We start from the raw sequence: 25,891 nt of genomic DNA on the forward strand, positions 1-25,891 counted from the left end.
ACTCCTTTATTTTTGCATCGGCACGATAATGTCCTGTTCCTTCGCTACTTCAACGGCACGTTCATAACCCGCATCCGCATGACGGATAATGCCCATTCCTGGGTCGCTCGTTAAGACCCGCGCGAGCCGCTCGTCAGCCAGCTCACTTCCATCGGCCACTGCAACCATGCCGGCATGCAGGGAATAGCCCATTCCGACGCCGCCGCCATGGTGGAAGGAAACCCAGCTTGCACCCGCCGCCGTGTTGACAAGCGCATTTAGCACAGCCCAATCACCGACAGCGTCACTTCCGTCCTTCATCGCTTCTGTTTCCCGGTTTGGAGAGGCGACAGACCCGCAGTCCAAATGATCTCTCCCAATAACGACAGGCGCTTTTAGCTCCCCGGTTCTAACCAGCTCGTTAATGGCGAGGCCCATCTTTTTTCGTTCTCCATATCCAAGCCAGCAGATACGGGACGGCAAGCCTTGGAAGGTGACTTTTTCCTGTGCCATATCAATCCAGCGGTGAAGGGCTTTATTTGTCGGGAACAGCTCTTTTAATAACGCATCCGTACGGTAAATATCTGCCGGATCTCCGGAAAGCGCCGCCCAACGGAACGGCCCTTTTCCTTCACAGAATAAGGGGCGGATGTAGGCAGGGACAAACCCCGGAAAATCGAAGGCATTCTCCAGCCCTTCATCCTTTGCGACTTGCCGGATATTGTTGCCGTAGTCAAATACAATAGAGCCCTTTTGCTGAAAGGCCAGCATGGCTTCGACATGTTTTTTCATGCTTTGCTTCGCAAGGCGCACGTAAAGCTCTGGAGTGTCTTGACGCAAACGGTCAGCTTCATCAAGGGAATAGCCCTCGGGAACATAACCGATTAAAGGGTCATGGGCAGATGTCTGATCTGTCACAATATCAATTTTGACGCCTCGGTTCAAAAGTGTGTGATGCACCTCAGCTGCGTTTCCGAGAAGTGCAATGGACAAAGGTTTTCCTGCCCGCTTTGCCTCTTCAGCCCAAGCTAAGGCTTCCTCAATCGATGCTGTTTTTCGATCGCAGTATTTTGTTTCGATCCGCTTGTCGATGCGTTTCTCGTCAACCTCGACGGCAATCACGACGCCTTCATTCATCGTGACTGACAGCGGCTGGGCGCCTCCCATTCCGCCGAGACCCGCTGTCAGCGTCAACGTTCCTTTTAAGCTGCCTCCAAAGTGCTGTCGCGCCAGCTCAGCGAAGGTTTCATAGGTTCCTTGCAATATGCCTTGTGAGCCAATGTAAATCCAGCTGCCAGCCGTCATCTGTCCGTACATCATCAACCCTTTTTTCTCAAGTTCGTGGAAATGCTCCCAGTCTGCCCACTTCGGAACAAGAACAGAATTTGCTAGGAGCACGCGAGGGGCCTGCGGGTGTGTACGGAACATGCCAACGGGCTTTCCGGATTGCACGAGCAATGTTTCATCATTTTTTAATGTTTTCAAGGAATGCTCAATGGCGTGAAAAGCGTCCCAATCTCGTGCGGCTTTGCCAATCCCGCCATATACGATGAGGTCCTCCGGCTTCTCGGCGACTTCTGGATCAAGGTTGTTTCGAAGCATCCGAAGCACTGCCTCTTGCTCCCATCCTAAGCATTCAAGCTCTGTTCCTCTGTTGGCACGGATTGATTTTTTTACATCAGTCATATGTTCATCCCCCTTAGTTCTTTATTCTGATGATCAGGTATTAAAGATTCCTTCTTCAGCCAGTCAGTCAAGCGTTCAATGTCATAGGAAAAAACACGGTCCTGCTGAATGGACGGCACGACTTTTCTCATTTCTTGAAAAAGCTGTTTCGTATAGGACGCAGCATGTTCTATGCCTCTGTATTCAACAGCCTGCAATGCGCAAATGGCTTCGATCGCAATGACTCTCCTTGTATTTGCGATCACCTGATAAGCATGCCGAGCGGCGATGGTTCCCATGCTGACATGGTCCTCTTGGTTGGCGGATGACGGAATGGAATCCACACTTGCCGGATGGGCCAGTGTTTTATTTTCAGAAACGAGTGAGGCCGCGGCGTACTGCATGATCATTGCACCGGATTGCAGACCGGGATGAGGGCTCAGGAACGGCGGCAGGTCATTCAGCTGCGGATTCACAAGTCGTTCGATCCGGCGCTCTGCGACATTCGCAAGCTCTGATATTGCGATTTTCAGAAAATCCATGGCAAAGGCGATCGGCTGTCCGTGAAAGTTTCCGCCGGAAATCACTTTGTCACCGTCATTGAAAATGAGAGGATTGTCTGTAGCTGCGTTCATTTCAATCTCTAATTTTTCTTTGACATAGCCTAGTGTCTGCCAAGTCGCACCGTGTACTTGCGGAATACAGCGCAATGAATAGGCATCCTGAACCCGCAGTTCTCCCTGGGAGGTTGTCAGGCCGCTGTCAGATAGATAAAAGCGAATTCGTTCTGCGACATCGATCTGCTCCTGATAGCCGCGGGCTGAGTGAATATCCTCGTCAAATGCATCGATAATTCCCCGCAACCCCTCAATCGTTAAGCTGGCAATGCGTTCTGTTTGATAGGCTAGTTTCTCAGCTTCAATGTAGGCGACCACCCCCATTGCAGTCATGGCCTGAGTCCCGTTAATCAAGGCAAGCCCTTCCTTGGATGTCAGCGTTACCGGTTGAATACCTGCTTTTTTCAAGCCTGTCATTGCCGGCATTCTTTCCCCCTCAAAAAAGACCTCTCCTTGTCCGATCAGCGCAAGCGCCAGGTGGGAAAGCGGCGCCAGATCTCCGCTTGCGCCAAGTGATCCCTGCTGGGGGATGACAGGATGGACGCGTTTATTTAAAAAAGCAAGCAACTGTTCGATCAGCTCAGCGCGTACACCGGAAAAGCCTTTTAACAGCGCATTGGCACGCAAAAGCAGCATTGCCCTAGAAACGCACTCAGGAAAAGGGTCGCCGACTCCGCAGGCATGAGAAAGGATTAAATTCAGCTGCAGCGCCGCCGAGTCTTCTTTCTGAATCAGGACATCGCTGAATTTGCCAAATCCGGTGTTGATGCCGTAGATTGTCTTTTCGTCGCGTACAATCCGTTCCACTGCCGCTCTGCTTTTTTTCACGCGCTCCATACTTTCCTCGGAAGCCGCTGCCTCCTCAAAATCAAACAGCACACGAGCGACGTCGGCTGTTGTCAATGAAGAACCGTCTAAAGTCACCATAAGCCCAACTCCTTTTTCTTTACTTTGGTAAAGCGCCCATACAAAAAGGAGCTATGCTGTGAACATCTGTTTTCACGCATAGCCCCCTATCGTCTAAGATCTATGGGCTGTTTCATATGTGATTAATTCCAACACCGAATGTCTCGTGCTCAAGACCTTTAATCGGCGCCCCGATTGTTCCGTAAAGCGAGACAGCAATCCAATCGCCTTCCGCTTCACTTTCATAAGGATTTCCCCTCAAAACGGCAAACCTCAAGCCCACCGTCCGAAGCAGCGATCCCAGTAGCATTTCACCTCTGGTCACGCCATGCAAAGCCTCCATCGTCGCATGATAAAGCGCATGTGACTCCCGATAACCCTCAGATTGAATGACACCGCTCTTTTTGGAAGCGGTTTCAATTGCGGCTACTACTTTATGCGCGTCCATTGATCCTACCTTGCCAAGACAGACCTTCCATCCGTCTCGCTCCAGCTCCTCAACCTGCGTACTCTCTTCAGCCTCATTCAGCAGCAGGAGAACAGACAGCCGTCCGATCCGACGCTCTTTATGCAGTGTCATATGAATCACTCAATTCCTAAAAATTCTGATAACTATTAACTGAGTATTATATTAATTGGTTCAGCAGCAGAAGTCAAAAGGTTTTTTACAGTCTTTAACAAGTTAGATTACTATTGTAATAGCGTGACGCAGAAAGCAGCACAGGTTTTTTCAGCGATTGCACACGATATCCAGACAGGAGGCAAGCGGCCGCTGTCTAACCCTCAATATGCGTTTACGAAGTCGCATTTTTCGCAAGGCATTTTATAAAGAGCCAGCCGAATGACTCCGGTGTTGACGGGCAATCAGGCATCATCTTAAAAAACGCCGACAACGAAATGGCTGTATCACAGTCGATGCAAAACCTGACAAAGCAGTTATTACATGTACGCGAATGAAAAACAGACGTGATGCAAGAAGGAGAAACAGCAAAAGAGTTGAACTATGAAGGAGAGGACATGCAAGCAGCAGTCCTGCGCAAAACAGACAGACATCAGTCTGACAATGTAAGAGAACAGTGAGAAATCACCTATCTGTTTGAATATGAAAGCATTCGGCTGTTTTAATAGGCCGGGGTTTCTTCATAGAGAAATGTAAGCGTTTAAAATTTAATGAAAAAGAGAGGCGAATTGTTTAGATGTTCAACCGATTGTTTCGTGTATGTTTTCTTGCAGCTCTTATCATGGCCTTCACCCTCCCAAACTCCGCCAATGCACAAAAACCTATTTTTAAAGAAGTCAGCGTCCATGACCCTTCCATCATTGAAACAAACGGCACCTTTTATGTTTTTGGATCTCATCTCGCTTCAGCAAAAACAAATGACCTCATGCAATGGCAGCAGCTGACCACCAGCGTAAGCAACGACAACCCACTTATCCCGAATGTCTATGAAGAATTAAAAGAAACCTTCGAATGGGCGCAATCCGATACTCTTTGGGCGGCTGACGTCACGCAGCTGGCGGACGGCAAATACTACATGTACTACAACGCCTGCCGCGGCGACTCACCAAGATCCGCCATGGGTGTTGCCGTTGCTGACAACATCGAAGGCCCATACAAAAACAAAGGCATCTTTTTGAAGTCAGGAATGGAAGGCACAAGCAGCGATGGAACGCCGTATGACGCAACCAAACACCCGAATGTCGTCGACCCGCATACCTTCTTTGATAAAGACGGCAAGCTGTGGATGGTGTACGGATCATACTCAGGCGGCATTTTCATACTTGAAATGAATCCGAAAACGGGCTTCCCGCTTCCTGGGCAGGGCTACGGCAAAAAACTGCTCGGTGGCAACCACAGCAGAATCGAAGGCCCGTATGTTCTCTACAATCCAGACACCCAATACTACTACTTATATCTGTCATTCGGCGGCCTTGATGCAACAGGCGGCTATAACATACGTGTGGCCCGCTCCAAGAAACCAGACGGTCCTTACTATGATGCAGAAGGCAATCCAATGCTCGACGTCCGCGGCAAAGAAGGCACATTCTTCGACGACCGTTCCATCGAACCATACGGGGTCAAACTTATGGGCAGCTACACTTTTGAAACAGAAAATGAAAAAGGCACCGGGTACGTCTCACCAGGCCACAACTCCGCATACTATGACCAGAAAACCGGGCGTTCCTATTTAATCTTCCACACACGCTTCCCGGGCAGGGGTGAGGAACACGAAGTCAGAGTCCACCAATTGTTCATGAACAAAGACGGCTGGCCGGTAGCAGCGCCCTATCGTTATGCGGGCGAAACATTGAAAGAAGTAAAACAAAAAGACATCACAGGAACATACAAGCTCATTCAGCACGGAAAAGACATCTCAGCCGACATCAAAAAAACCATCAACATCCAGCTCAACAAAAACCACACCATTTCCGGGGAAATGACCGGAACATGGCAGAACACCGGAAAGAATACAGCTGAACTTACGTTAGCTGGCAAGAAGTATAACGGAGTATTTTTACGCCAGTGGGATTCGGTGAGAGAGAAGAACGTCATGACGTTTAGTGTGTTGAATGGCAGCGGTGAGGCTGTATGGGGTAGTAAGCTTAAAAGATAAAATTATATTTAAGAACCTTTTCTTGGAAAAGAAAAGGTTCTTTTCTTACTTACTTCATATCAGGTATTTTGAAAACACCTTATTAATTTTGTATACTATAACAAAAAATAACAATTTTGATAAAGTTATTTTGGAGGGAATAATTTGACGGGTGTAAGCATTGAGGTAGGTAATACAACATATTCTGATCAAATTAAAGAATGGCGATTATCTAAACGTGATAATGCTAAAATAACTGTTCATATTACATTGAACAGTGGAATGAAGATTAGTGAAGAATTAGATAGGTGTATAATTACCCCTGTTCGAGAATTGGTCATTAACAAGCAAGAGCGACTAGTTCTAAAGGGAAATGTAAAAGCAAATATAGAAAGCGTTAAAATATATGGAGATAAGTATGCTGTTTTGATTTTTAGTGGAAATGATCAGAAATATATTTATAAAGAAAAAGATATTGAAAAGATTACTTTAGGTAATGCAAAGTTTAAACAACTTTTGGATTATTTTAGACATGTAGCGGCCGTTAAAGATAAAACAAAAAATGATATCCCACCTATTTTGGAAGGTGAAATTCAGCGTATGCCGTTAAGAATAGAAAGTGCTCTCTATGCTTATTTTTCAAAAGAAAATCGATCGTATAAGGATTCAGAGACACTCCTTTTTCCTTTTGGTTTAAACCTAAGTCAGATTCAGGCAGTTCAGTCTGCTTTTTCTTCTCAAATAAGTGTAATTGAAGGTCCTCCTGGTACAGGAAAAACACAAACTATTTTAAATTTGATCACTAATATAATGATGAAGGGAAAAAATGCTGCAATTGTCTCAAGTAATAATTCTGCTGTCGCCAATGTAAGAGAAAAAATGGAGAAAGCAGGCTACGATTTTCTTCTTGCATCATTAGGTAGCCAAGATAATCAAAAAAAATTCTTTGAGCAACTTCCGGAACTCCCTCAAAATATAGCCGAATGGAAGGTTGAGAATGAGAGAGAATCAGAGTTACTGAAAAGCGTCTTAAGTGATGTAGAATCTATTAAAGAACTATTAAAGTTACAAAACCGACAAGCAGTGATAAAACAGCAAATAAAAGACCTAGAGACGGAGGAAAAATATTATAAACAACATTTTGAGTCATTAGAAACCATGAAACCAAAACTTTTACCTTTTTATAAGTTTAATAATTATAAGATTTTAAATTTTATGGCTGACGAAGCACTGAACAAACAAAATCGAATGAACTTCTTTAAGAAAACCAAATATCTTTTCTACTATGGGTTATATGATTTCAAACAAATAGGAGACAGTCTAAATAAAGAGAAAATGCTTTCTCAACTCCAATATCAATTCTATAAGCAAAAACTAACTGAATTAAATTCTGAGTTAAATAAAATAAATCAAATGCTACATGCCAAAAATTTTGATGAGCTAAGTAATCGAATTGAAAATTACTCTACATTAATTTTCAAAAATTATATACATAATAAGCAAAAAACGGTTAAGAAAGAGAATTTTGAGTACAAGAAATATAAAGATGCAAAGCAGTTTGATCGATTTATAAATCGATATCCTATTATTCTGAGTACTGCATTCTCTTTAATGAAATCAATTCCAGATGGTTTCTTATTTGATTACTTAATTATTGATGAAGCCTCACAGTTAGAATTGATGCCAGGTATCCTTGCTCTAGGCTGTGCTAAAAATGTAATTATTGTTGGAGATACAAAACAACTACCTCACATTCCAGATAAGAACATATCAAAGGGAGAAATGGGAATCGAACCTTGCTTTGATTATGTAGAAAATAGCCTACTGCATTCTGTTTTAAAAGTATACGAGAATAAAATTCCTGTTACTTTATTAAAGGAGCACTATCGTTGCCATCCTATGATCATCAAGTTTTGTAATGAACAATATTATGATGGCAACCTCATTCCTTTGACTAAATATGATGAAGAAGAAGATTTTTCAATTATTTTAATAAAAACCGTTAAAGGAAATCATATGAGATTCCAAGGCGGGCGACACAATGTTCGTGAATTAGATTCTCTTGAAGAGGCAACGATTAGAGATAAGGTTTTCCCACGTGATTTTGATGATATTGGATTCATTGCTCCTTATAGAGCCCAGATAAAAGCTGCTAATCGTTATATGAGAGAAGAAATTATTAAAGATACTGTACATAAGTTTCAGGGAAGAGAATGTGATGGAATTATTTTCTCCACAGTACTTGATGATAAGGGCGGTAAAAAGGATATTGAATTTGTTGATAGTGCTACTTTAATTAATGTCGCTATATCGAGAGCAAAAAAACGTTTTGTTTTAGTATCTGCTGTCGATATTTTCAAGAGAAGTAACAAAGAAATCTCCGAGTTAATACGTTATATGGAATATTATACGGAAGCTAGTTTATATCATGAAAGTCAGGTCATTTCTGTGTTCGATTTACTATATAAAGAATTCTCCGAAGTTTTAGTGCAACGAGAAAATAAACTACGAGAGAGTGACTCAAAGTATAAATCTGAAAGGATTATTGCTAGTTTGCTCAGAGATATTCTTAAAGAAGAGACCTATAAAAAAATTGAGTTTAGAAGGGAGTATCGTTTAAAGGATTTATTTAATGACACCTCTCATTTAAATGAAGAGGAGCAAAAGTTTGTTAAAACAGTAGCTCGATTTGATTTTATGCTTTATTACAAAATGGGGAATGCACCTGCTGGAGTAATAGAGGTAGACGGTACTGCTTATCATTATTCAAATGACCAGAAAAGAAGGGATGAATTAAAAGATTCTATTCTGAGGAAATCAGGAATACCTTTTATTAGATTAAGGACAAATGAGAGTGGCGAGGCAGAAAAAATAAAGGGACTGCTAAATTCTATTTTAGGAACAAATAAGTTAAAAAATGATTAAAACTCTACCATTAGAATAAGTTATTTTACTTAAGTAGTTTTTTAGTGGGTGATAATAACTCTATATAGTCAAAAAAAGTTATGTTGTTTGTCATAGAATCTTTTCAGTATGATAAAGTTTTACTAAAAGTGCAAGGTCAGATCACTATTTAATATTAAATATAGCGTTGAATTTAAGAAGAAATGCAAGGAAGGAAGAAATAAAGTGAAAAAAACAATCAAAGTAGCTGCAGCAGTGATTAAAAACGATAAAGATATGATATTATGTGCACTTCGTTCGCCAATCATGTCTTTGGCCAATCTATGGGAATTCCCAGGAGGGAAACTTGAAGAGGGTGAGAATGCACGAGAAGCTCTTGTAAGAGAAATTCATGAGGAGCTTGGTTGTAAAATTGAAGCAGGTGAAATAATTGCTGACATTCATCACGAATATGAAAAAGTCATTGTTAATTTGATTTCTATTCAAGCGAAAATTGTAGAGGATGAACCTGTTGCCAAAGAACATGCGGAACTCAGATGGGTGCCCGTGAGTGAACTTGAGTCACTTGAATGGGCACCTGCTGATCTTCCAACCGTAAATGCACTAGTTAATTAAATCAACATACAAGTTTTCTGGGACAGGCTGATGGAGCTTCCATATTACATTCATAGGTTTGTCCCCATTGCTTGATACGTAATCAACTTTACCTAGATAAATAAAAGGTAAGGTGATGTCATGCATTTCGCTAAATTTACGCACGAAAAGATGTATTTTATATTCTTTTTGTCTATGGTTAATAAAATTCTGACCTACAGGAGAATCATGTGATGTTTGATTTTGACTTTGCCAGTGAAAATGATGGGGATCTATAAAGTAATCTTTATATAACAAATGGTCCTCAACTTTTTTAGATTTATTTAATGTAATAAAAATTAAGTAGTTATTGTTAACTCTCCTTACACCTTCTCGCCACGTTCCCTCTTGATCAGTTGATTGAAATAAATGTATGAGTTCATTTCTAGTATATGTTTGATACAAGGTGAGTTGTAGTTCACTAGATAAAAGTGCTTCTAAATTATTCATGCGTCTAAATTCGGTTAAACCATACTGGATACGCTCCTTAATATAAGGACCAAACCGAGGATGGCATAAACGTTCAAAAATATTTAATTGTAGTATGAACGTATTTTCCTCCACTGTACCAAAACTCCATTGTTGTTTCTTATGTGGTGTGGATAAACGCTCCATAGATCGTTTAATCAAGTTGTCGTGTATATTAGTATTTTTGATTTTTAAATGAAATGTATCTTCTAAAGACTTTTTAACATCCTCTACAGTGATTCTCTGTATATTAAATCCACATTGTAACAATAATAAATCATAGGGCCACTTAATCGGAAACTGTTGCTCTAACCAGGATACCATTCTTAAAACTAGCGAATCATTTAATACTTCTTTATCTAAAGAATGAAGGTCATCCATTTTTCTTTTCGTTTCGACCCAAGACTTATATTTTTTTATAAAAAAGGTAAGACCTGGAGCTTGATCTGAATAAAGAAAATCAAGTAGCTCTGGAGAACGCCCAATATCTCGTTTAAATTGATAATATAATGTTTTTAGCATGGCAGCTGAATTTAATTTAATACTATCAATTTTGTGTAAAATCTCTTTCTTCGTTACAGATGCAAGATCTACATAAGATCCACCTGGTAAGTCTGCAAACTCATGGGTAACCGCAACTCGTAATGAATCTTTATCAAAGGATTTTTGGCTAGTTTGTCCGGAAAGGGCTAGCGGTATAACAAACGATTTTTGATAGTTTCCTATAAAATCAAGTACCGTTACAAACTCTTTATCATCAGTCTTTCTTAATCCTCTTCCTAACTGTTGAATAAATATGGTTGGTGATTCAGTCGGTCTCAAAAAAAGCAGTAAGTTTAATTTTGGTATATCAATGCCTTCATTAAAAATATCTACTGTAAAAATCAGTTCTAAACTATGATGCGGATCTTCAAGTTCTCTAATCACTTTCTGACGTTGTGCTGAGGAATCTTGCCCTGTTAAATAAGTTGTATGGAATCCTAATTGATTAAATTCTTGGCTCATATATTGGGCATGTTCAACGTTAGTACAGAAGCCCAATCCACACATTCTTTCTCCGTCGAAACCGTACATATTTATCATCTTTATTACATAATCGACCCGCTCATGATTTTTCAAATGATTAACCAATGAACGTTCATCGTAGACCCCGTTTGTTATTTTCACTTTATCGTAATCAACAGTATGGTCCGGAATACCAAAATAATGAAATGGGGCAAGCAATTCAGCTTCTAACGCATCTCGAAGGCGGATTTCATAGACAACATTATGATTGCAGATTTCAAGTACATCTTTACCGTCTAAACGTTCTGGAGTTGCAGTTAAACCTAATAAGAATCCAGGTTTAAAGTAATTCAACACTGATTGATAGGTAGAGGCTTCTGCATGATGAAATTCATCAATGGCAATGTAATCAAATTCATCTGGTGCAAACCGTTTTAATGTTTCTTCTTTATACAAGGTTTGAACTGTGCTAAATAAAAACCTTTTATTCCATTCTTTTTTCGATCCAGTTAACAATCCAAAGTTATCATGGTCATTTGTGACTTTTTCAAATGTTTCAATGGCTTTAGTTAGTAACTCCTCACGATGAGCAATAAAAAGATATTTTTTTGGTTGATATTCGGAAAAATCAAATGCTGCAAGATATGTTTTCCCTGTACCAGTTGCAGCGATAATAACAGCCCTTTCCTCACCTTGTTCTCTCGTTTTCTTGAGGTTTTTAAGCGCTATTTCTTGCATGGCATTAGGTTGTATTTTTGTTTGGTAAAGAGAGTTTTGAGAGACGAGAGACGCGCTCATTTTGTGATTAGCTGCTTGAAATTCTTCATAAGCTTTTAAGAACTGGTCATCGACCGGTTGTGTTTTTTCGACCCATACTTTATTAAAGACATCTTTTGTTTGTTGAAAAATTGGAAGATATTTTGTATCTGGTATTCTTGCATTTAGCTCATACCCAGTGGTCAGAGCGGATTGCGAGAGATTTGATGATCCAATAATGACACTATGTTGCCCTGAAAGACGTTCAAATAAGTAAGCTTTTGTATGAAACGATTGACTGTAATCATTTACAATTCTCAAGTCGACATTTTGAAATTTCATGAGCTGTTTAAGGGCTTTAGGTTCAGTAATTCCCATATATGTTGATGTGATAATACGTACTGGCACATTACGCTTATTAAGCTCTTGTAATGGTGGAATAAGAAGTTGGACGCCAGACCATCTTGTAAAACTGACCATAAAATCCACACGATCAGCAGTTAACATTTCATTCTTTAATGCTTTAAAAAAATTATCATCCGCTCTATAGTTTCCGAGTAGATTCAACCGTGATAGCGAAAAGTGCTCTGACACAGGAAGATCCAGGTCACCTACATGATAAAGAACTGAAGAAAGTGGTATTGCAAAGGCAGTATCATTACCAAGATCAGAAGATATTTTTTGGGTTAATTCAACCGCCTGATTATATTGTCCGTGATGAACAAGCGTTTTGATTTTTTCGCCAAATTGTTTTGCTATATGTAAAGTTAAAATTTCTGAATATTCTTTCGGTAAAACAGGCTGAAAACGATGTTCTACTGGATAAAGCTTGTGCTTTTCTTGCAATTCTTCATGAAAACCACTGTTTTTTTTCATTTTTCTCTCTCCATATTTAGATAGATATCCTAATTTTATCATTATTATTGACTATAGGTAACAGATATTTGTAAATGGCATCGCGAATCAAATGAGGACGATTGTACCCGATCTTAAAGTCCTGTGTAAGCAGGATTTTATTCGCAAGAAAGTCGAATGAAAAGGATAATAGATAAATATACTTATTTATATTCTGTGTAAGACAAATCCTTTTACCTATTTATCCAATATGACCCATCATGTAATATGAAAATAGTCTGTATTGTAAAGAATTGACACAGTTTGATAGAAACACGAGGTGTTGCGGCATGCATAGTGAAATGTTGTTACATTCGGTAAAAGCCGACTTACATGAAAAGCAGGAACAGATCCATCAATTAAAACGAGTGCTGCACGAAATTAGGCAAATCAAACACGATTTCTCTGAGGCCCAGCATCTCATTCACCGGCCTCATCTTAACCGGGAGGCATGGAGAGGAACACATGCTCAGCGGTTTGAAGATATTCGTGAAGGAATGAACAAAGCATATCAGCAAATCAAAAGCGATCAAGTCAGCGGAATCATCGAAAGCATAGAAGGAAAAATCCACTCATTAGAGGGCGATGTCTATTCCATAAGACGCCAAATTACGAGGATAGAGCATGAAATAGAGAAGGAAAAACATAAAAAGTGAGGTGAGCACAAATGGCACAGGAAATTAAAATGGTGTATGGCACAGTGAAGCAAGGGCTTTCTCAGCTCAAGAATTCAGCTGAACTCAAATCCTCCTTGCCCGGTCATCTATCAGGCAGAAACCATTTGAATGTTGTGAAGTCCATCGAGCAATTAAATGAGGACATCAAAGAGCTCACTGAAGCATATGCGTCTGTTCTGGCTAAGCATATCGCACAAACGGAAAGCGCGGTAAACGCCATGAAGGAAACGGATGAAAACATATCATCTTCCATGAAATAAAGCGCGGGAGGACAAGGGATTGAAAACATTAGATGTCCACGCTCTTCACGAGGGCATTCAGCATACGATTGAGAAACTGGACAAGCAAAAACAACAGCTGGAGAAGCTGGAAAAAAGCGTTGAGCATCTGGCAGGCATGAAGGATGCGCTGAAAGGAAAAGGCGGAGATGCCATCCGGACCTTTTACGAGGAGTGCCACAAGCCTTTTCTCCTTTTCTTTGGCATGTTTATCGACGAATACAAAAAAGTGCTGAAACAAACACAGCATGCGATTTCCTCTGTAGAATCTGACTCCCATGGCATGATTGCAGAGGCTTTTCTCTCACACGATGCGAGACACGGGGTCAAGCACGCACGAGAAGTGACAGAGCAGCTCACAGACGCAGTCAATCGCCAGACATCAGCCATCGGCCACATCGTCAGCCTGCCGACAGTCAATGATACCTTTTTCCGAATGGAAACAGAACAGGCTGAGCGACTGATTTCAGACACCCTGCATAAGCTCTTTCAATTTGACGGCCAGCAAACCCAAGCACTAGAAGCCGCAAAATCAGATTTTCAAACGATGAAAAAATACATTGACCAGCTCGAAACCATGTACACCGGTCCGAAAATTGAAATCACAGGCTACAAAAGCGGCTCCATCCTGAAATCACAGGAAGAAGAAAACATCAACCAAACCTTCGGCGCGATTAACCCGCAAATGAAGCAGCAGGCGGATGATTCTCCGATGGAGATGATGTTGAAGAAAATAGGAGAGAAAGAAGGTACTGAAGTTGATTCGCTGACTGCCCATAATCGCCTAGAACAAATGATAAAGAATCAAAAAGTCACCAAGAAAGTATATAGTGAAGAGGATATAAAAAAACTACAGAAAATTTATAAAACTATTGATGGAATAACTTACTGTGCCTACATAGATGGAAATATAATTGTCAAGATAGAGTGTGTTGATGAATCTCTAGAACCAGATGACAATGAAAGTGATATAGAGAGATACTTAGAAATGGGTTTGGAGTTATTTAGTGCAGACGATTGGGAACGAGCAGCATTAGGATTTGACCCTCATACACATGAAAAACTCTCACTTCTAGATCGATTCAAAGCTGGTGTTAATATAACGCCGCCTGCTAAAGTGATCAAATGGATTCGACGGGGAAATAAACTAGCTAAAGTGTCTAAGAAAGCAGAAAAAGCCACTGATGAAGTTTCGAAAGTTGAGAAAAAGGAGAGAACGGCAGAGAAAGTTGCTAAAGCAGAGAAGAAAAACTCTAAATCAGCAAGTAAAGTTAAATTTTCAGAAATGACAGCTGATGAACAAATAAAAATAGCTAAAGAATATTCCAAGAGGGCTCCAATTAGAATCCCTGATGCAGCAAAAGTAAAAGCTCAATCGAAAACTGATTATGAACAAATAACTTATAAATGGAACGATGGAACATACAAATATGAGGTCAGATGGCACACAAGTACGCCTGGGGCGCCCAAAAACCAAGGGAATACGTGGGTTGTACAAAAAACTGTTCCGGGAAATGGTGGACAACAACCACAAAGGTTCTTTAAAATCGGAGAAAACGAGTGGATTGAAGGACATAAATGGTTTGAAGCTATTAGGGAAAGAAAAGCTGGGACAGCTACTAAAGACCAATTAAGAATTTTAGAAAAAGGTCATTGGAAGGATTGATCGAGTTGTTAAATACAAAGTTTTATGATGGATTTGAAGGTGAACCTGAACTTGCCTTATCTGATGGAGAAAACAAGCTCATCATGTGGAATGGATACTTTGAAACTTTATTAAAAGCTTTATTAGATAACAATCTAGAGAAAGAGGGAATTATTAAAGAATACTTTTATCAAGAAGGCTGGTATGATGACTCACCTTGGGTAATAGAAGACGTACAATTAGCAATAAACCAAATGAAAAGTTTTGATGTAAGCAAACTAGTTGTTTCAGACGGTTTTAAAAAAGAATTAGTAGAATTAGTTCAAGAGATTATACAATTTCTTGAAAATGCAAAAAACAAAACTGTTGTTATTGAATACGATTAAATCTAGAAGCTGGGAAGCCAGCTTCTTTTTGAAGTTTGATATAATTTGATTTGAGAAAACGGAAAACTATAATATTTCCAAGCCTAAAGGTTTATGTTAAATCTATTTGTTATTATTCTCAAAATAATGGTTGGAAGTTCTCATTCTTGAAAAATAAATTTATCGACATATTGTAATAGAGGGAAATGAAAGCGTTGACATCCCGCAAATCTAGTGCTAAAGTATACCTACAAACAAATACAGCGACCCGTCAGGATTGTTACTGTGAAAGCAGGCAAAACCTAAATGGTGCAGGTGCAGGAGGAGACTCTCGCAATCTGTGTCATTTAGGTTTTTTTTATTCTCTTTTAGGAGGTGATGCGGCATTTGATACAAAAAAAGCTGGTGAAAGGCGGCCACCTTTCATCCAGCAGTCCCCCCATAAAAAGGAGGTATACACATGGATTATGATAAATTATCGAAGGACATATTACAACTCGTAGGCGGTGAAGAAAACGTTCAGCGCGTGATCCACTGCATGACGAGGCTGCGTTTTAATCTTCATGACAACGCGAAGGCGGATCGCAGTCAGCTGGAGCAGCTGCCTGGAGTGATGGGCACCAATATCAGCGGCGAGCAGTTTCAAATCATTATCGGAAACGATGTGCCGAAGGTGTATCAGGCGATTGTGCGGCACAGCAATCTCAGTGATGAAAAGAGCGCTGGTTCATCCTCTCAGAAAAAGAATGTGCTGAGTGCGGTCTTTGATGTGATTTCTGGTGTGTTTACCCCGATTTTGCCTGCGATTGCGGGAGCGGGGATGATCAAAGGGCTTGTTGCGCTGGCAGTTACGTTTGGCTGGATGGCGGAGAAGAGCCAGGTTCATGTCATTTTAACGGCTGTCGGTGACGGCGCGTTCTACTTCCTGCCGCTCCTGCTAGCGATGAGTGCGGCGAGAAAATTCGGAAGCAATCCGTACGTAGCGGCTGCCATTGCGGCGGCGATCCTGCATCCGGATTTGACAGCCCTGCTCGGTGCGGGGAAACCGATTTCCTTTATCGGGCTTCCTGTAACCGCTGCCACTTATTCGTCAACGGTCATCCCGATTTTGCTGTCGATTTGGATTGCTTCATACGTGGAAAAATGGATTGACCGTTTTACACACGCATCTCTCAAATTGATTGTGGTTCCGACATTCACGCTATTGATTGTCGTGCCGCTGACATTGATTACAGTCGGTCCGCTTGGCGCTATTTTAGGAGAATACTTGTCTTCTGGGGTCAATTATTTGTTTGATCATGCAGGGCTTGTGGCAATGATTTTGCTGGCGGGTACATTCTCTTTAATCATTATGACGGGCATGCACTATGCCTTTGTGCCGATCATGATCAACAACATCGCTCAAAACGGCCACGATTATTTACTGCCGGCTATGTTTTTGGCGAATATGGGGCAGGCGGGAGCATCATTTGCCGTCTTCCTTCGCTCTAGAAACAAAAAATTTAAATCACTCGCGCTTACCACAAGCATCACGGCGCTGATGGGGATCACAGAACCTGCGATGTACGGCGTGAATATGCGATTGAAAAAGCCGTTTGCGGCCGCTTTGATTGGCGGTGCAGCCGGTGGCGCGTTTTACGGCATGACGGGTGTTGCTTCCTATATCGTCGGGGGGAATGCAGGTCTGCCGAGCATCCCTGTCTTTATCGGCCCAACGTTTATTTACGCGATGATCGGCCTTGTGATTGCGTTTGCGGCGGGAACAGCAGCTGCGTATTTGCTTGGATTCGAGGATGTGCCTTCTGACGGCAGCCAGCAGCCGGCAGTGCATGAGGGCAGCAGAGAGATCATTCACAGCCCGATTAAGGGAGAAGTGAAAGCCTTAAGTGAAGTCAAAGATGGAGTTTTTTCTGCCGGGATCATGGGAAAAGGATTTGCCATTGAGCCTGAAGAAGGAGAAGTTGTGTCGCCTGTTCGTGGAAGCGTTACCACCGTTTTTAAAACAAAACACGCAATTGGCATTACGAGTGATCAGGGAGCTGAAATACTCATACACATTGGATTGGACACGGTAAAGCTGGAGGGACAATGGTTCACGGCTCACGTCAAAGAAGGCGACAAGGTCGCACCGGGAGATCCGCTCGTGTCCTTTGATCTGGAGCAAATCAAAGCCGCGGGATATGACGTCATTACCCCGGTGATTGTGACCAACACAGACCAATATTCGTTTTCGCCGGTGAAAGAGATCGGTAAAGTGCAGCCAAAAGAAGCGCTGCTTGCTTTATCTTAAAAAACTGATGGGGTGATCAATATGAGTTCAAATGCAAAACGATTTCCAGAAGGATTTTTATGGGGCGGCGCAGTTGCTGCCAACCAAGTGGAGGGTGCTTATAACGAGGGTGGTAAGGGGCTTTCGACAGCTGACGTATCGCCGAACGGGATCATGTCTCCATTTGATGAATCAATGACTTCCTTGAATCTGTATCACAACGGGATTGACTTTTATCATCGTTATAAAGAGGATATCGCCTTATTTGCAGAAATGGGATTTAAGGCGTTCCGCACATCGATTGCGTGGACGAGAATTTTTCCGAATGGCGATGAAGAGGAGCCCAATGAAGACGGTCTCAGATTTTATGATGATCTGTTTGATGAGCTGTTAAAGCATCATATTGAGCCTGTCGTAACCATCTCTCATTATGAAATGCCGCTCGGTTTAGTGAAAAATTATGGCGGCTGGAAGAATCGCAAAGTCATAGAGTTTTATGAACGCTATGCCAAAACGGTTTTTAAACGCTATCAACACAAAGTGAAGTATTGGATGACGTTCAATGAAATTAACGTGGTGCTCCATGCGCCGTTTACCGGAGGCGGTCTTGTCTTTGAAGAAGGAGAAAACAAATTAAACGCGATGTACCAGGCGGCACACCACCAATTTGTGGCCAGTGCTCTTGCTGTCAAAGCGGGCCACGACATCATTCCTGATTCGAAAATCGGCTGTATGATAGCGGCAACGACAACCTATCCGATGACTTCTAAGCCGGAGGATGTCTTCGCGGCAATAGAGAATGAGCGCAAAACACTTTTCTTCTCAGATGTTCAGGCAAGAGGCGCATACCCGGGATATATGAAACGCTATCTGGCAGAAAACAATATTGAAATTGAAATGGCTGAAGGCGATGAAGAGCTCATGAAAGAACATACTGTGGATTATATTGGATTCAGCTACTACATGTCGATGGCGGCGAGCACAGATCCGGAAGAGCTTGCAAAATCAGGGGGCAACCTGCTGGGCGGAGTCAAAAACCCTTACCTCAAATCATCAGAATGGGGCTGGCAAATTGATCCGAAAGGCTTGCGCATCACGCTCAACACCTTATACGACCGTTATCAGAAGCCGCTGTTCATCGTTGAAAACGGCCTTGGCGCTGTAGACAAGGTTGAAGAGGACGGCACGATTCAGGACGATTACAGAATCAACTATCTGCGTGATCATTTAATTGAAACGCGCGAAGCCATTGCGGACGGTGTTGAATTAATCGGATACACATCATGGGGGCCAATTGACCTTGTCAGCGCATCTACTGCGGAAATGAAAAAACGCTACGGTTTCATTTATGTGGACAGGGACAATGAAGGAAATGGAACATTTAACCGCATCAAGAAAAAAAGCTTCAACTGGTATCAGCAGGTTATCGCCACAAACGGAGAGAGTCTCTGACAAATTTTTGAAAACTCATGCGCTTCAATTGACAATAACGAAATGCAGGCGGACAATAAAAGAGAAAGATGAACCACCCACAGTCCGAAAGGCGGGAAGAGCATGTTTAACAAAATGTTAGTTGCGATTGACGGATCAGACATGAGTGCAAAAGCGCTTGATGCCGCAGTGCATTTGGCAAAAGAGCAGCAAGCGGAACTAAGCATTCTTCATGTGGGGAGAGAAGCCGTCGTCACGACTTCTTCTCTGACGGGAATTGTCTATGTGCCTGAACACTTTATTGATGAAATCAGGAACGAGGTTAAAAAAGAGGGCCTGAAAATCCTTGAGAATGCAAAAGAAAAAGCAGCCGAAAAAGGCGTTCAAGCTGAAACCATTTACGCGAATGGCGAGCCGGCGCATGAGATACTAAATCACGCAAAAGAGAAAGGCGTCAGCCTGATTGTAGTTGGCAGCCGGGGGATCAGCGGCCTGAAAGAAATGATGCTTGGAAGCGTCAGCCATAAAGTGTCTCAATTATCAACATGCCCGGTTTTGATTGTTCGATAGATTTGTAAAAAAAGCGCCCAAGGGCGCTTTTTTTTATCTGTTAGAAAATGTAACTAATAATATATCTCGATGCGCACCATCTCTATTGGCAGTGCCGACCGGTGTAACCGCATGAAAGACCTTTTGCCCGAGAGCAAGTGTCTCAAGCGGGTCTGTCAGCCGCAGCACTTTATCAATTTGCTTAACAGACGGAGCAATTAAGTTATCTCCTCCGATAGCATCTTCGCTCAGCTGAAATAGATGGACGAAAACAAGCGGTTCATCGTCACGATGCAGCCAAATGGGTGAGCTGTATGAAGGCGCGTCAGGTGTCACTTGATATCTGACTTGGTGAAGCCCGACGATCACTTCTTTCTCCCAATCTACAAAATCGGTTTGGCGAGCCATTTCTACATTTGAATGTATCATGTGCCGCGTTACAGGATGCTGTAGAAACTCATCTGATATTTTTTCAAATTGTCTGACGATACCGCCATCATCATAATTATATTCTTTTGATTGGAAATATCCATTATCCGGATCTAATTCAAGAGTGTCGGAGTGAGGAGCCAAAATGTAGCGGGAATGCGCTCTGTAACGGCCGCCTCCTTTAGGATCAGCTTTCAAATCATCATATGTAAGCTGTAGTTCGCGGACTGCAGCGTCCTTTGTTTTCTGCTGATAGAAATCTGCTGGGATATACGAATAGCCGTTTTCCTTTAAAAAAGAAGCATATTTAGAAATATCGGATGTCAACTCTTTTTGTACGTTTGAAACTTGAACCATATGAATCTCTCCTTAAAAAGTAGATGATTTTTTTAGTAATTTCCTGTATGATAGAAAATGTGGAAAATAGAGGATGTAGTGCAATGCTAAATTATTTGTAATATATTGTCAAATAATAATATTGAGATTATTACAAATTACCAAAATGAAAAAAGGCAGAATGTAAAATGATGAAGAAAAAGAATATAATGATAACTGGGGCAAATAGCGGAATCGGCTTTGCGGCGGTAAAGCAATTTCTAACAGAAGGCTTTCGAGTCGTTGGAGTGGATATTCAAACGAATAAAATGTCAGAATTTATAGTAAACGGTGAGTTTCACATGGAAAAAGCAGACTTGTCTGATGTCCGGCAGGCGGAATCTTTGATGACAAAGCTTGAACAAAGCCAATTGATTCCGGACATCTTAATCAATGCAGCAGGGATAAGGGAAATCACACCTGTTCTTGAATTATCGGCAGAATCATTCAAAAAGGTCATAGACATTAACCTCACGGCCGCCTTTATTCTTTCTCGGGACGCGGCAAGGCTGTGGTCAAAGCTGGGGAAACAAGGCTGTATAATCAACATCGCCTCTGTGTCCGGGCTGATGGCAGAGCCTGCGCGGGCTGCCTATGTGTCTTCCAAGCATGCGGTCATCGGACTGACGAAGCAGCTCGCTATGGAATTCGGATCAAAGGGGATCAGGGTGAATAGCATTTCACCGGGCGTGATCCAAACAGAATTAACGGAAGAGTATTTTCAAGACGATGAAATGGTTCAGCTGATCAAGGATAACCATGCCCTTCATACGTGGGGGCAGCCGAGTGATATCGTTTCCTGTATGAAGTATTTGGCTTCTGATGAGGCGCACTTTATTACAGGTTCAAACTTTGTCATAGACGGCGGCTGGACGGCCGGCAAGAAACTATAAAAAAAAGGAAAAGCACCTTGCAGTTGGGGTGCTTTTCCCTATACATAATTGGAGGTAGAATACGCTTGATGCAGCAAGATCTCTCAATCACACCAAAACAAAAATCAACAGCCGTAATCAAAATGGTCATCTCCATGGTGATTTTCGGCTCTATCGGCTTTTTCTCAGAGCATACCAATCTGCCGTCATTTGAATTGGTCTTTGTCCGCTGCCTTTGCGCGACGCTGTTTTTAGGCCTTTGCTGGCTGGCGTCCGGCCAGTATAAAACTGAATTATGGAGCAAGAGAGACGTGCTGCAAACATTGGCGTGCGGTTTCTTTCTTGTATTCAACTGGGTGTTTTTATTTAAGTCTTTTGAAGAAACGTCCGTTACAATTGCCATCTCCGTTTATCATCTAGCGCCGGTGCTTGTTCTTCTTCTGGGGAGCTTCTTCTACAGAGAGAAATTAAATGTGATCTCCGTCAGCTCCATTATCATCTGCTTTCTGGGAACTGCGCTGATTTCCGGGATTAACGGCAGCACTTCATTGACACAGCTGATGGGATCAGGGATCATATGGGCAGTTCTCGCCGCACTGTTTTATGCGTTCACCACTTTATTGGGAAAAGGCATTCACAATCTCAGTCCTTACACGACCACCTTCTTGCAGACGGGTTTAGGGGTTATCATCCTGATTCCGTTTATTCACTTTGGTGCTTTTGCTGACCTATCTCAGGGAAACTGGATTATGGTGGTATCTACCGGCATCATCCATACGGGTATTGTATATTTGTTGTTTTTTGACAGTTTGCGATTTTTATCAACGAAATTTATTTCAATCATTGTATTTCTCGACCCCGCTGTCGCGATCGTGCTCGATACCGTCTTCACAGGCTTCCGCCCTGACCTCTATCAAACGCTTGGCATCGTGCTGATCTTTGCGGGCATGGCCTTGACGCTTGTCAGGAGGCAGGGGAAGGCGAATGTGACAGCTGAGGGTACGGATATTGAACAAATGCAATAATGGAAAATGTAAAAAGGCCTATGCGGCCTTTTTTGATTCTTAAAATAACATAAACATTCTAGAAAAATATTGTAATCCTATTCCAATGAAGCTAACATGTTAAATCAATAATACAGTTATTTCAAATTCTTGGTGCGAAAAAAAAGCTTTCTCAATTAGTAAAAGGAAAAGTGAATGTACTATTTTGATGAAATATCAACTCTTAATGACTATGATTGGCTTGAAAAAAATATAAAACAATTATTTGATAATTTGTTTGGATCTTCAAAGCGAATAATAGAATTCATTCGGTAGAGGATCTTTACCGAATTGTCTGTTGATCATCTGATTGCTTAGCAGGCTTTAATAAAATAAATAGAATTATCGGTATACCAAACGAAGATTGAGTGCGTGGTGATCAATTTGACCGAGCCAAAACTACTAGAATGCATAAATAAAATCAAAAGTGTCTTAAATGGACAAACAACAAGAGAAGAAGTGTCAGATTGGGCGGGCACTTATGTTTATACGGATGACCCCGAAGTAGAAGACGATAGAGGCTGGGATATGTTAATCCTTCTAAGTGGGATTGATTTGAAAGATTCTCCTGAAACTTATTTACATTCAACAGATGATTTGAATGATTGGATCAAACAATATATGGAGTAATTTGTGTTTGGTGGTAAGGTGTTATTGATTAAAAAAGAGGCAGGAGATGACAATGTACAAAACAATTAGTGAATGGGTTGATTACATTGATGAGGGGTGCAGTGTCCTTTATTTAGATTTTAATGTGTTTAAAAAAGAGCTCTCACTTAATATAAAGGTTTTTGAAAGTGAAGCTGAATATACCCATAAAATATTATTTCAAAATGTGGCATCCGCTTATTATAGTGCAGATGTTGGCGACATGAGATTGGAAAAAATAGATCCGGAAGAATACAATTGGCAAGTATTTGAGATGAGTTATCATCCAGAAGGAATCGGGAATCTATCAAATTCTATAATTCCGGAGTATCAATCAAATGCTAACTTTCTTATTGACATGAACAGAATGCTGATTGCTATAGAAGCTGAAACAGTTCGCTTTGATGATCAATCGTTTTATGCATATCAATTAAACACTAAATGATTTAAGGCTGAATTGGAAAGTAGATTTATCCCAAAACGATTAATGAAACTAGGCTGTCCGTTACTAATAGCTAATAAATGCTTAATTATCACTTCATTTCTAACCTGGGAGCATAACAAATGAAAAGATTAAAAATGAATAAAATCATCAACATGGACACCCAAGATTGTTTTTTCCATGCTGATCCACTGGGGCGTGTCTACATTGGAAAAGGTGTGAAAGGTGATGTGACCATTTCAATCTATGATCCTTCCGGTGATGTTCGGGATTTTAGAGTGAAAGAGCAGATTGCATATAGCGATATTCAGCTCTTCCAACAATGTGCAGATGGCTATGTCTTCGTTTATTACGAATCGTATGAGCCGAAGGTAAAGGTTTTTTCAGAAGAGGGAAGGGTGAAAAGTGCTTTTCCCTTGCCTTCAGGGGTTTCCTGCTGCCTTTTGGATGAGAAACAAAACCTTTGGGTCGGTTTAAATGATGAAGGCATTTATGATGATGAAAATCCCAACGGCCATAGTGTGTGGTGTTTTACGTTAGATGGTCAGCAGAAGGAAATACACATTGATAGAAAGCTCGAAGAAATGGATGCGCCGGCTGTAGATGATTGTTATGGACTTGCAGAAAAAAACGGCTTGATTTATATGCTGTATTACGGAGATGCAGTCATTGCCGCGTTTGACGACACGGTCGTGAGACGGGTATGGATTCTGTCGGATAAAGAGCCGAACTCAGAAGCATTTTATCAGCTTGCGATATCTGAAGAAGGTTTTTTGGTTGGGACGTTCAATTGTTACAGTGAAGAGCTTGAGTCGTCTCTTTATTTGATTTCTGCCGATGTGAGTCAAGAGATGGAAGAGATAACATGCTGTGACTCGAACGGTGAAGCCCTAGACGTTCAACAGCTGAAACTGACGAGTAACGCTGTTTACGCAGTGGCCTCTTCTGGTGTTTATAAGCAGGATATCCAATATGGTGTAGGGATGAGATCATGATGAATTGGCGCGCTTTAAGTCAGACAAAACAAGACCGCATCTGGTCAGAAGTGAACAAGCTCATAAAATGGAAACCCGGAAGCAGATGTCATCACATCATCCCGCCTGATCCATATCGAGTGTTTGATATCTCAAGCGGGATGAGCGGTAAAGCCAGTAATGATGATGTGGTCAGAGTGCTGAATGATTTAGAGACTTCGATTTTAAAAGCATTTCAATCATGTACTGGAAAACACGATGTGATGTACGCATTAGACTGGCAGCATGTCGGATATATCTTTAGCCCTCATCAGACAATGCCTCAGGATGAATTTGGCGAATGGCCTGTTCCCGTATTTCCAAATGGAGACTATTATTTCTTTTTTCATCAGGACTTCTCCTGGGGACTTTTGGGAGACCCGTGGAAATGTACAGTCACTGTATTTGGTGAGGAGCTGTGAGGCAATAGATAATGATCCGCCTATTCTGTTTCAAGATAAATGAGTTTGTTATTTAACATGTGCGGAGGGAGAGGATCAGCGTGCTTCAAAAGCTGAGAAAGAGGCAGCGAGAGCTTGAGGGCAAGCCGTACCCTGATGAAATGTACGGCTTTGAAGCGGAAATACATGAGTTTTTTATGCTTGTTGCCGGCAGTTTGGATTATGTCCTGGCGAATAAAAGGATGCCCTGGCATCAGCGGCATTCGTTGGAGAAAAGCTTTTTTGAGCTGTATCCTGAAATACCACCGGCAATGATCAAAAACAATAACGAACTGTATCATCACATTCTCTTGTATGAGCAAGTCAGACAAGAGATTTGCGTTGCGCTATCCAACTGATAAGGGGGAAGGTTTTATGGAAAAAACCTCTATAAGCAGTATCGGCAATTTGGACATGGTTGATCTTAAACCTGACCAAATCGTTACGTCATGCGAACTTAAAGATGCAGAGTCGTTTTATCGTTTTTGGCAAGGGCTTACCTGTGAGCGAATCATGATACAGGTGATAACGACTGGTTCATTTATAGAAGACCTGTCAGAGTTTGTCAAAGGCTATGCTTACAAGGTGACGAAGCTGGCGAAAAGGCAATTTCATTTCCAATGCGTAGTACATGAAGCAGACCGGGATATTGCAGATTTTCTCTTTCTGCTAGCTTCCATCAATTATGATGTTTTTCTGATCACTGATCCTCAACCGGATAAAAGCTATTTTTCAGAAGGGAAGCTCCAATGCCTAACGGACTCAGGTGAACGGATCATGTGGTTTGAATACGATGCTGTAGACATCTATATGGTTGGCGGTAACTAAAAATAGGGGGAATCCATTTGAATATCACACAATACGAGAAATTGAAAAAGCATCTTTCTGATGAGGATACAGGTCCATTTACATTAAACGAGTTTTCGTTCTATATGAAAGAAGATGATCGTTATATTCAAATTCCTGTGTTTGAATGAAAACGATCAGCTCAAAC

Annotated in this window: 23 protein-coding genes and 3 pseudogenes; 21 read left to right on the top strand and 5 right to left on the bottom strand. The window is 41.5% G+C overall.

Going from position 1 to position 25,891, the window contains the following annotated elements:
* Window positions 1-6 precede the first annotated feature (6 nt).
* The 3 genes from hutU to hutP form a co-directional block, all read right to left on the bottom strand.
* Window positions 7-1,665: a urocanate hydratase gene (hutU, locus tag M1D94_RS00905; protein ID WP_064671744.1), complete on the bottom strand. Its 1,659-nt coding sequence runs from the start codon at window positions 1,663-1,665 to the stop codon at window positions 7-9.
* The gene (hutH, locus tag M1D94_RS00910) at window positions 1,662-3,188 is read right to left on the bottom strand and encodes a histidine ammonia-lyase (RefSeq protein WP_015714995.1); all 1,527 of its coding nucleotides are present in this window, start codon (window positions 3,186-3,188) and stop codon (window positions 1,662-1,664) included. Before hutH ends, hutU begins: the two co-directional genes overlap by 4 nt.
* Window positions 3,189-3,300: 112 nt before the next feature.
* Window positions 3,301-3,747, bottom strand: coding sequence for a hut operon transcriptional regulator HutP (gene hutP / locus M1D94_RS00915; RefSeq protein ID WP_003243875.1), 447 nt, complete (start codon window positions 3,745-3,747; stop codon window positions 3,301-3,303).
* Between the two features lie 317 nt (window positions 3,748-4,064).
* Between hutP and M1D94_RS00920 the strand changes: the two are divergent.
* From M1D94_RS00920 to M1D94_RS00935, 4 genes and pseudogenes are all read left to right on the top strand, one after another.
* Window positions 4,065-4,228, top strand: a pseudogene (locus M1D94_RS00920) (hypothetical protein).
* Between the two features lie 135 nt (window positions 4,229-4,363).
* Window positions 4,364-5,782, top strand: coding sequence for a glycoside hydrolase family 43 protein (gene abnB, locus M1D94_RS00925; RefSeq protein ID WP_212082593.1), 1,419 nt, complete (start codon window positions 4,364-4,366; stop codon window positions 5,780-5,782).
* Between the two features lie 144 nt (window positions 5,783-5,926).
* Window positions 5,927-8,686, top strand: a complete 2,760-nt coding sequence (locus tag M1D94_RS00930) for an AAA domain-containing protein (RefSeq protein ID WP_085185380.1) — start codon at window positions 5,927-5,929, stop codon at window positions 8,684-8,686.
* 204 nt (window positions 8,687-8,890) lie between these two features.
* The gene (locus tag M1D94_RS00935) at window positions 8,891-9,280 is read left to right on the top strand and encodes a (deoxy)nucleoside triphosphate pyrophosphohydrolase (protein ID WP_014481384.1); all 390 of its coding nucleotides are present in this window, start codon (window positions 8,891-8,893) and stop codon (window positions 9,278-9,280) included.
* Here the strand turns inward: M1D94_RS00935 and M1D94_RS00940 are convergent.
* A complete protein-coding gene (locus M1D94_RS00940) occupies window positions 9,269-12,403 on the bottom strand; it encodes a DUF3427 domain-containing protein (protein ID WP_085185382.1) in 3,135 nt (1,044 codons plus the stop codon). The genes M1D94_RS00935 and M1D94_RS00940 overlap by 12 nt on opposite strands.
* A gap of 308 nt (window positions 12,404-12,711) precedes the next feature.
* Here M1D94_RS00940 and M1D94_RS00945 point away from each other — a divergent pair, with 308 nt between their 5' ends.
* From M1D94_RS00945 to M1D94_RS00975, 7 genes are all read left to right on the top strand, one after another.
* Complete coding sequence (locus M1D94_RS00945; protein ID WP_014478447.1) at window positions 12,712-13,077, top strand: YwqH-like family protein; 366 nt, start codon at window positions 12,712-12,714, stop codon at window positions 13,075-13,077.
* Window positions 13,078-13,088: 11 nt separating this feature from the next.
* Window positions 13,089-13,358 (top strand): YwqI/YxiC family protein, encoded by a 270-nt coding sequence (locus M1D94_RS00950; RefSeq protein WP_014481382.1) that lies wholly within the window; start codon window positions 13,089-13,091, stop codon window positions 13,356-13,358.
* Between the two features lie 19 nt (window positions 13,359-13,377).
* Window positions 13,378-15,042: a T7SS effector LXG polymorphic toxin gene (locus M1D94_RS00955; protein ID WP_250621644.1), complete on the top strand. Its 1,665-nt coding sequence runs from the start codon at window positions 13,378-13,380 to the stop codon at window positions 15,040-15,042.
* 5 nt (window positions 15,043-15,047) lie between these two features.
* Window positions 15,048-15,407: a hypothetical protein gene (locus M1D94_RS00960; RefSeq protein WP_038828921.1), complete on the top strand. Its 360-nt coding sequence runs from the start codon at window positions 15,048-15,050 to the stop codon at window positions 15,405-15,407.
* A gap of 439 nt (window positions 15,408-15,846) precedes the next feature.
* Window positions 15,847-17,676 (top strand): PTS beta-glucoside transporter subunit IIABC, encoded by a 1,830-nt coding sequence (gene bglP / locus M1D94_RS00965; RefSeq protein ID WP_021481003.1) that lies wholly within the window; start codon window positions 15,847-15,849, stop codon window positions 17,674-17,676.
* Between the two features lie 21 nt (window positions 17,677-17,697).
* Window positions 17,698-19,107: an aryl-phospho-beta-d-glucosidase gene (bglH, locus tag M1D94_RS00970; protein WP_424934871.1), complete on the top strand. Its 1,410-nt coding sequence runs from the start codon at window positions 17,698-17,700 to the stop codon at window positions 19,105-19,107.
* A 102-nt stretch (window positions 19,108-19,209) separates the two neighbouring features.
* Window positions 19,210-19,656 carry a universal stress protein gene (locus M1D94_RS00975; protein WP_003227162.1) on the top strand — a complete coding sequence of 149 codons (447 nt, stop codon included), beginning with the start codon at window positions 19,210-19,212 and terminating at the stop codon, window positions 19,654-19,656.
* Between the two features lie 33 nt (window positions 19,657-19,689).
* Here the strand turns inward: M1D94_RS00975 and M1D94_RS00980 are convergent, their stop codons facing one another.
* Window positions 19,690-20,421 (bottom strand): 2OG-Fe dioxygenase family protein, encoded by a 732-nt coding sequence (locus M1D94_RS00980; RefSeq protein ID WP_282627183.1) that lies wholly within the window; start codon window positions 20,419-20,421, stop codon window positions 19,690-19,692.
* Between the two features lie 167 nt (window positions 20,422-20,588).
* Between M1D94_RS00980 and M1D94_RS00985 the strand changes: the two genes are divergently transcribed.
* From M1D94_RS00985 to M1D94_RS01030, 10 genes and pseudogenes are all read left to right on the top strand, one after another.
* Window positions 20,589-21,332 (top strand): SDR family NAD(P)-dependent oxidoreductase, encoded by a 744-nt coding sequence (locus tag M1D94_RS00985; protein WP_144500447.1) that lies wholly within the window; start codon window positions 20,589-20,591, stop codon window positions 21,330-21,332.
* A gap of 68 nt (window positions 21,333-21,400) precedes the next feature.
* Window positions 21,401-22,336, top strand: coding sequence for a DMT family transporter (locus M1D94_RS00990; RefSeq protein ID WP_282627225.1), 936 nt, complete (start codon window positions 21,401-21,403; stop codon window positions 22,334-22,336).
* Between the two features lie 354 nt (window positions 22,337-22,690).
* A complete protein-coding gene (locus M1D94_RS00995) occupies window positions 22,691-22,984 on the top strand; it encodes a DNA-binding protein (RefSeq protein WP_250541114.1) in 294 nt (97 codons plus the stop codon).
* A gap of 46 nt (window positions 22,985-23,030) precedes the next feature.
* Window positions 23,031-23,447 carry a YxiG family protein gene (locus M1D94_RS01000; RefSeq protein ID WP_015714980.1) on the top strand — a complete coding sequence of 139 codons (417 nt, stop codon included), beginning with the start codon at window positions 23,031-23,033 and terminating at the stop codon, window positions 23,445-23,447.
* Between the two features lie 119 nt (window positions 23,448-23,566).
* Window positions 23,567-23,893 (top strand): annotated as a pseudogene (locus M1D94_RS01005) (DNA-binding protein); the annotation flags it as partial.
* Window positions 23,894-23,965: 72 nt separating this feature from the next.
* Window positions 23,966-24,439, top strand: a complete 474-nt coding sequence (locus tag M1D94_RS01010; protein WP_282627224.1) for a hypothetical protein — start codon at window positions 23,966-23,968, stop codon at window positions 24,437-24,439.
* Window positions 24,436-24,922 (top strand): annotated as a pseudogene (locus M1D94_RS01015) (DUF2716 domain-containing protein). The gene M1D94_RS01010 and the pseudogene M1D94_RS01015 overlap by 4 nt, the downstream one beginning before the upstream one ends.
* Window positions 24,923-24,959: 37 nt before the next feature.
* Complete coding sequence (locus M1D94_RS01020) at window positions 24,960-25,256, top strand: YxiJ family protein (protein WP_282627182.1); 297 nt, start codon at window positions 24,960-24,962, stop codon at window positions 25,254-25,256.
* Window positions 25,257-25,272: 16 nt separating this feature from the next.
* The gene (locus M1D94_RS01025; protein WP_282627181.1) at window positions 25,273-25,725 is read left to right on the top strand and encodes a hypothetical protein; all 453 of its coding nucleotides are present in this window, start codon (window positions 25,273-25,275) and stop codon (window positions 25,723-25,725) included.
* Between the two features lie 17 nt (window positions 25,726-25,742).
* Complete coding sequence (locus M1D94_RS01030; RefSeq protein WP_015714975.1) at window positions 25,743-25,874, top strand: hypothetical protein; 132 nt, start codon at window positions 25,743-25,745, stop codon at window positions 25,872-25,874.
* The last annotated feature ends 17 nt before the right edge of the window (window positions 25,875-25,891 follow it).

The sequence above is a fragment of the Bacillus sp. JZ109 genome (assembly GCF_053903135.1).